Source organism: Weissella kandleri (assembly GCF_045504165.1).
GTDB classification, from domain to species: domain Bacteria; phylum Bacillota; class Bacilli; order Lactobacillales; family Lactobacillaceae; genus Weissella; species Weissella kandleri_A.
On record NZ_JBJJNY010000003.1, the window covers coordinates 151,289 to 159,113 of the forward strand.

General features: G+C 42.8%; 6 protein-coding genes. 1 reads left to right on the forward strand and 5 read right to left on the reverse strand.

From position 1 onward, the window contains the following. Positions 1–147: 147 nt before the first annotated feature. Positions 148–2,514, reverse strand: coding sequence for a preprotein translocase subunit SecA (gene secA / locus ACJQWY_RS02995; protein WP_407076268.1), 2,367 nt, complete (start codon positions 2,512–2,514; stop codon positions 148–150). Between the two features lie 358 nt (positions 2,515–2,872). Between secA and ACJQWY_RS03000 the strand changes: the two genes are divergently transcribed. Continuing rightward, a complete protein-coding gene (locus ACJQWY_RS03000) occupies positions 2,873–3,712 on the forward strand; it encodes an NAD(P)H-hydrate dehydratase (protein WP_407076269.1) in 840 nt (279 codons plus the stop codon). A 663-nt stretch (positions 3,713–4,375) separates the two neighbouring features. On the opposite strand, the gene ACJQWY_RS03005 is transcribed toward ACJQWY_RS03000, so the two are convergent. The 4 genes from ACJQWY_RS03005 to alr form a co-directional block, all read right to left on the reverse strand. Continuing rightward, positions 4,376–5,305: a Ppx/GppA phosphatase family protein gene (locus tag ACJQWY_RS03005; RefSeq protein WP_407076270.1), complete on the reverse strand. Its 930-nt coding sequence runs from the start codon at positions 5,303–5,305 to the stop codon at positions 4,376–4,378. A gap of 21 nt (positions 5,306–5,326) precedes the next feature. Continuing rightward, the gene (trpS, locus tag ACJQWY_RS03010) at positions 5,327–6,343 is read right to left on the reverse strand and encodes a tryptophan--tRNA ligase (RefSeq protein WP_407076271.1); all 1,017 of its coding nucleotides are present in this window, start codon (positions 6,341–6,343) and stop codon (positions 5,327–5,329) included. Beyond that, positions 6,340–6,756, reverse strand: a complete 417-nt coding sequence (locus tag ACJQWY_RS03015; RefSeq protein ID WP_407076272.1) for a type II toxin-antitoxin system PemK/MazF family toxin — start codon at positions 6,754–6,756, stop codon at positions 6,340–6,342. Before ACJQWY_RS03015 ends, trpS begins: the two co-directional genes overlap by 4 nt. A 21-nt stretch (positions 6,757–6,777) precedes the next feature. Beyond that, the coding region (alr, locus tag ACJQWY_RS03020; protein WP_407076273.1) for an alanine racemase at positions 6,778–7,825 on the reverse strand (1,048 nt) is incomplete at its 5' end.

Here is a 7,825-nt window from a genome sequence, read left to right on the forward strand (position 1 = left end):
TCCTTTACAAATCTCAAATTTTATCAAATTTACTACAAATCATCTTAGCTCTTAACTGAAAACGCCAAACAAAAAGAGGCTGGATAAATACCCAACCCCTTTTCAAACTACCGCCAAGTCAGTTTGAAATTGCTTGACCTCAACGTGTTACATCGTTAAGTTCTGCCGAATTTCGGACTTCATAAAGAGGCGTGTAACTTCGTACTCAATTTTTTCAATCATTTCTTCAAACATGCGGAAGCCTTCATTTTGATACTCAATCAAAGGATTCAATTGACCATACCCACGCAATTGAATTGCATCACGTAATTGGTTCATCGCTTCCATGTGATCGGTCCACTCTTCGTCAACCACCCGCAAAAGGACCACTCGTGTAAATTGCAATAGTTGTTCTTCATCCCGCAAGGCGCTAACCTTATCTGCGTAAACTTCTAAGGCCAGGTTATACAGATAGTCCGTCAATTCTGAACGTGTTTTATTTTCTAATTGTTCAGGGTGTACCATCTCTTCTGGCATCAACGTCGCCCGCATAAATTCAGCAATCGTGGCCAAATCCCATTCCTTGGTTGAGCCCAAAGTATTGGCTTTCACCACTCGTTCAATCGTCCGTTGTACCATTGGTAACAAAACGCCTTCCAATGACTTTTTGGCATCAATCACATAGTTACGATCCCGATAAAAGACTTCTCGTTGTTGTGACATCACATCATCATATTGCAAAACGTTCTTTCGTGAATCATAGTTATTTCCTTCAACCCGCTTTTGCGCTGATTCAACTGAACGGGTGATTAATCCATTCTTAATAACGGCATCTTCATCTTCAAGATTCATTTTATCCATCATGGTCTTAATCCGGTCACCACCGAAACGAATCATCAATTCATCTTCCAACGATAGGAAGAATTGTGAAAATCCTTTATCACCTTGACGACCAGAACGACCACGTAATTGGTTGTCAATCCGTCGCGACTCGTGCCGCTCAGTTCCAATCACGGCCAAACCACCTAATTCAGCCACTCCAGGGCCTAATTTAATATCAGTTCCTCGGCCGGCCATGTTAGTCGCAATTGTTACTGCACCACGCTGGCCCGCATTAGCAATAATTTCGGCTTCGCGTGCGTGATTCTTGGCATTCAACACATTGTGAGGAATGCCAACCCGTGTTAACAACTTAGATATTAATTCTGAGGTTTCAACTGCCACCGTCCCAATCAAAATTGGCTGTCCCTTGGCATGTAATTCTTGGACTAATTCAACCACCGCCCGGAATTTAGCTTGTAAATTCGGATACAACAAATCTGGTTCATCCACTCGCGCATTAGGCCGATTTGTTGGAATCGTCACAATTTCCATATTATAAATTTCGCGGAATTCTTCAGCTTCAGTCTTAGCGGTTCCAGTCATCCCAGACAATTTCTTATAACGCCGGAACAAGTTTTGATAGGTAATTGATGCCATCGCCCGGTTGTCTTCTTGAATTTGAACCTGTTCTTTAGCTTCCAAAGCTTGGTGTAATCCATCTGAGAAACGTCGACCTTCTTGAATTCGCCCAGAAAAGGCATCGACTAATACCAATTCTCCATTACGCACCACGTAATCCTTGTTGTTCTCCATGGTGTAATTAGCACGCAAAGCTTGATCCAAGTGGTGCGTTAAAGCCGTATTAGCTGAAGAATATAAGTTCTCCAAATTAAAGTAACGCTCAGCCTTCGTGATTCCATCGTCAGTCAGTATGACCGCCTTGGCCTCCAAATCCACCTCAAAATCTTTATCTTTTACTAATGATTTAACAAAGCGATCCGCCCGAATATAAAGTTGCGTTGATTCTTGCGCTGGCGCTCCAGAAATGATCAACGGTGTCCGCGCCTCATCAATCAAAATAGAATCAGTTTCATCTACTAACGCAAAGTTTAATGGCCGCTGTACCCGATCGGATGCCTGAGTCACCATGTTATCACGAAGATAATCAAAGCCAATTTCTGAATTAGTTGAATACGTAATATCGGCTTGGTAAGCGGCTCGCTTTTCTTCAGCTGATTGATCCGCTAAATTAATGCCTACCGTCATGCCCAACCACTTATACAATTCACCCATTTCAGTTCCGTCACGTTGGCTCAAATATTCGTTGACAGTAACCACGTGCACCCCTTCACCTGGCAAAGCATTCAAGTAAACCGCCATCGTCGCCGTCAACGTCTTTCCTTCACCGGTCTTCATTTCAGCAATGTTTCCACCGTGTAAAACGACAGAACCCATAATTTGAACAGGGAATGGATACAAGCCCAAAACCCGCTTAGCAGCTTCGCGCACAACCGCAAACGCTTCAGGCAAAAGGTCGTCCAATGTTTTACCTTCCTTTAGTAGCTGCCGAAAATAAGGCGTTTTAGCTTGCAAGTCGGCATCACTTAATGCCGCCATCTCATCTGCATAACTTTCAACTTTATCTGCTACGCGTCGCAAACGTCGTAACGTCCCTCGGTCACTTTCAATCAAATTTCTAACTGGATTTGCCATCGTTTATCTTCACCTTTACATCCCAATTTTTAAATCTAATTTTTACCGTTCAGTTGCCATTAGTTAAACCACCATCCTTAGTAGCTAACTGCTCATGCACAACCTTATGGCATAACGGTAAACTATCCCAATTCTTCATAACACCTATTGTATCACAGTCTGTACTATCACAGTATGATTTTATCAACCGCATTCCTTGGATTTTAATCAACGGACCAGGTGGAATCTTCGTCCCTTCCGCCCATTTTATGCTAAAATTAAATTAAATTATTAATGTGTCAAAATGCCCGCGTTTTATCAGCATCATTTCCAGCTGGTTACATAGGCAAAATCACATTTCCGAGAGAGGTTTTCGCAAATGGAAGAATTAAAACCGGATATTTTACATGAAGTCATTCAAAAGCGTTTCGCTCAGGCTAATAAAACGAACTTCGGGAACATCTTGTTAATCGGCGGTAGTTTGCAGTATGCCGGTGCCATTTTAATGGCTGCTTCTGCCGCCGTTAGTTCAGGCGTTGGGCGCTTGACCGTTGCGACGCAAAGAGAAAATCTCACTGCTTTGCGCGTGCGTAATCCCGAGGCCATGGGACTTGATTGGAGCCAACATGGTCCAGTCTTAGACCAAGTTCGCAAGAGTAACGTTGTCTTAATTGGTCCGGGCATGGGCGAATCCGATGAGGCAGCTGAACTAGTCCGGGCAACCATGCGGGCGATGCGTCCCGGACAAAATCTCGTGATTGACGCCTCCGCTTTAAACTTGATTGCTGATCATCATATCATGATTCCAACGGACGTCTTCACCATTGCAACCCCTCATCAGGGCGAATGGGCCAAAATTTCAAGTGTCATGATTCCGTATCAAGGGGCAATGGAACTCAACGATTTGCAACGCCAGAACTTAAATTTAGATGTCCTCGTCTTGAAGCAATATCATACCGTTGTGCTTAGCAACAACCGCCAAGTTCAATTACAAATCGGGGGGCCTTATCAAGCAACTGGCGGGATGGGTGATACCTTGGCGGGGATGATTGCTGGCTTTGTCGGTCAATTCGCGGAACCACGCCGGGCCACCGAAGCCGCGGTCTACGCCCACAGTGCAATTGCTGAAGAGCTCGCCGCACATAACTGGGTGGTTCAACCGAGTCTAATTGCTGATTATTTACCTAATTATATGGCCCGGATTAACACCAACCTTTAAAATTTTCGAATTTTCACATGAACACTATTTTTGGATAGTGCTCTTTTTTTATGTTTATTTTCCTGTTGTTCATCTATTTAATTGTAAATAAAAACACGCCAGTTAATTGTAAATAAAAACACGCCAGCTTTTTAGCCCGCGTGCACTTTTAGAAGCAGCAATTAAATTATACGCTTCAAGGGGGAACTATTTATCACCCTGTATTCAATTGTCATCGGTTATGATTAAAGGTCTAATCTGCAGTTTTAGACGCCTGTCATTAATCAAAACCCTCACCAAATTCATCACTAATAATGCTAGCCTAAACGTCTTGATTCAAATCAAGTCATATCAGGAGCAGTTTATTAGCACAGTCATAAATATTATCAATCTAGTTGATACTGATGACTCGTAATAAATCTGATTGCTAGTGTTTCTAGGACGACCTACTCATGGCCTGATGTTTATCTTTTAAATTTAATGATACGCGCTTTCCTAGTCACTACTGTGATATGCCCTCGTTTAGGGATAGGTTATTCAATGTGAATTGGTCGAAAATATTAGATTGCTCCAAATTCTCTACCTCCCTTTCCTTTAGGTTAATTACATTATAACATCGAATGAAAACGCTTGCAATTAAAATATTTTAAGTTTTATCATTACTTTTTGGCTAACCATTTACCATTACATTTGTTCTAAAACGTATTCTTGCAATATACCTTCGCGCACGCCAGACGATGAAAAAATGACTTCTTTCGAATCTGTAATTTCAATTAATCGTATTAAAGGTAATAAACCACCAATAATAATATCCGCCCGGTTGGCCTCGCTACCTAAACATTCCGCGCGTTGCTGTAGCGTTAATTGGCATAATTCATCAAATAATTCCACCACCCGGCTCGTTGCCAAGTGATAACCATGGAAATCTTCTTCATCTGGTAAAGCTTGACGTTTTCGATCTAACCGCGCCAAGGTTCGATTAGCACCCCCGAGCAAAACAATGGGCAATTGGTCCGTCTCTAGCCAAGGTAATTCAGCATATTTTTGATCAATAAAATCAATCGCGGCGTCGAGGTTCCGTTGTTCCAGCAAACCATCCGCATCTAAATGGAAGCGCTCAGCTAAGTTGACTGCTCCAAATGGCAGGCTAATAAAATTCGCTGCCATTTGCTTTTCAATACCTACTAATTCAACGCTGGCACCCCCAGTATCTAATAACCAGGCATCCGATAAGGCCAAGGTGGATTCCGTGCCTAAATAATCGTAATAAGCTTCTTGATCCCCTGTTAAAACTCGAACATTCATCCCAAATTCGCTATACAAGGGCAATAGTAAATCATTTTTATTTAAAGCTTCACGAACTGCAGCCGTCGCAATCCCAATCACTTCAATTTCAGGATATTTTTGATAAATTTGGTAAAAACCTCGCACGGCTGTTAAAACGCGTTCAATCGCGGCCGGTTGTAAATACCCTGCATTTTGAGCCATCCCCTCTGCTAAACGCGTGTCTTGCTTTTGTCGCAAAACTTCTTCAATTTGTCCGTCTATCGTTACTTTTTCAATCACAAAACGGGTTGAGTTAGAACCTAAATCTACAATTGCCAAAAAGCTCATATTAATACCCCATCTGAACTACTAATCCCAATATTGAATTCCCATTGCCGCGCGAACTTCTTGCATCGTGGCCTGCCCAACTTGCCGTGCTCGCGTTGAACCTTCTTTTAACATGTTCAAAACAGCCGCTGGATCGCTCGCTAAAGCCGCCCGTCGGTCCCGAATCGGTGATAATTCAGCATCCAACACTTCAAACAATTCTTTCTTCAACTTCATATCACCCAAGCCACCGGCTTGATATTGTTGCTTTAATTCAGCTACACGGGCTTGGTCGGTCGCAAAAATATCTAAATAGGTAAAGACCATATTTCCTTCAACATGTCCTGGATCTTCAACGCGCACATGGGTCGGATCAGTATACATTGACTTAACCTTGGTCCAAAGCTCATCGGATGAGTCCCCCAAGTAAATGGCATTTCCAAGCGACTTTGACATCTTGACACCATCCAAACCAGGAATTCGTCCCTGACCCTTTGGTGGAAAGTAACCCATGGGCTCTTTTAACAAATCAACACCATAGACTTTATTAAAAGTCCGGACTAATTCACGCGTTTGTTCCAACATTGGTTCTTGATCATCCCCAGCTGGAACCACCGTCCCTTTGAACAAAGCAATATCGGCAGCTTGTGAAACTGGATAGATAAAGAATCCAGCGGGAATTGATTCACCAAAACCTTTTTGTTGAATTTCCGTCTTAACGGTCGGATTGCGTTGCAAACGTGCAATTGAGACTAAATTCAAAAAATATTCCGTCAACTCGGATAATTCTGGAATCGCTGATTGGACAAAAATAGTCGTTTTTTGTGGATCAATCCCAACGGCTAGATAATCTAAAGCTACTTCTAACAAAGAATTATGAATTTTTTCAGGATCCCGCGCATTATCAGTAAAGGCTTGTTTATCAGCAATCATAATATAAGGATTATACTTCCCTGAATTTTGTAACTCCACGCGGTTCTTCAACGAGCCTACATAATGCCCAATATGTAATCGTCCTGTAGGCCGGTCACCTGTCAACAACACTTCTTTTTCACTCATTTTTCTTCCCCGCTCTCATCATTTTTATTTTTTAATTGAATTAAACCCACGCTAATGCCTAATGCTTTTTGCACCGCAGGCATGATTTCTAATGGTAGCATCCCAATCTTATCTTGGACGCGTGATTTATCAATCACGCGCACTTGTTCTAACAAAATTGTCGATTCGCGGCTAATCCCTGTCCCCGGTGTACTCGCGTTCAATCGCACATGGGTCGGCATTAATTTCGCAATTTTTTTAGTTGAAATCGGTGCAATAATCGTCGTGGGTGCATGTACGTTGCCCATATCGTTTTGTAAGATTAAAACGGGACGTACACCCCCTTGTTCTGACCCTTGCTTTCCATCTTCCAAATTAGCATACCAAATATCTCCACGCCGGATAACCTTAGTATTACGCTTTTTAACCGTCATGCAATTTTCCTCTATAATTCATCAATCTATTAAGTATCGTGGTAAACGCGCTGCCAAATTAGTTGCGACTTCATATGGGATAGTTTCTAATTGATCAGCCAACATTTCTAATGTCACATGCTGATTCCCAACTGAACCAATCAAGGTAATTGTTGTCCCCACTGGTACAGATTCCGGCAAAGCAACCATCAATTGATCCATCGCAATCCGCCCAACAATTTGGACATGTCGTCCATCCGGCAAAAGGCCATAACCGCCTTGTAGTTTACGCAAATAACCATCCCCATAGCCAATTGGAACAGTCCCAATCCAAGCTGGTTGTTCAGTGGTATACGTGGCACCATAAGACACCGAAGTCCCAGCTTCTACTTGTTTAACCTGGACCAAATTGGCTTTCAGTTGCAAAACAGGTTGTAAATCTCGTGATGGTAGTGCTCCTTGTGAGGCATCAAAACCATACATGCCGGCGCCAACTCGAATCGCATCCGTTGAAGGGACAGCATGCCATAAGGATGTTGCCGAATTTGCTAAGTGTAACCAGGCATCATCTGGCAATTTCAGATCATCAACCAACGCGTGCCAGCGCTGTAATTGTTGCTCGTAATAAGCGTTATCAGCCATATCAGCGGTCGCAAAATGCATGCCTATGCTATGTAATTTAAAATGTTGATCGGTTTGAATTAACTCAACCACGGCTTTTAATTCATCAGCATGCCGAATTCCGATACGCGTCATCCCAGTATCCACGGCGACTGCCACCAAAAGCGGAGTTGTACCACTTAAATTCGCTTGCGCTGCTTGCAACCACGCTAAACTCACTACCGGTACAATTAATTGATTTTGAACTGCCAAATTCAAATTCTGCGGTTCAACTTCGCCTAATATCATAATCGGCAATGTCACACCAAACTGGCGCAACCAAATACCTTCATCTAAAGTAGCCACCGCAAAAGCATCCACCCCAGCCCGCAAAGCCGCCGTCACAATCTGCGCGCTTCCATGCCCGTAAGCATTCGCTTTAATCACAGCCACAAATCTTTTAGCATGCGTTAACTTCCGAATATAGTCA

What these genes read in the sequence shown, in the direction of transcription:
- ACJQWY_RS03015 (WP_407076272.1), bottom strand. Translation starts at nt 6,756, where the DNA reads ATGACGGTTAAAAAGCGTAATACTAAGGTTATCCGGCGTGGAGATATT.
- ACJQWY_RS03000 (WP_407076269.1), top strand. Translation starts at nt 2,873, where the DNA reads ATGGAAGAATTAAAACCGGATATTTTACATGAAGTCATTCAAAAGCGT.
- secA (WP_407076268.1), bottom strand. Translation starts at nt 2,514, where the DNA reads ATGGCAAATCCAGTTAGAAATTTGATTGAAAGTGACCGAGGGACGTTA.
- trpS (WP_407076271.1), bottom strand. Translation starts at nt 6,343, where the DNA reads ATGAGTGAAAAAGAAGTGTTGTTGACAGGTGACCGGCCTACAGGACGA.
- ACJQWY_RS03005 (WP_407076270.1), bottom strand. Translation starts at nt 5,305, where the DNA reads ATGAGCTTTTTGGCAATTGTAGATTTAGGTTCTAACTCAACCCGTTTT.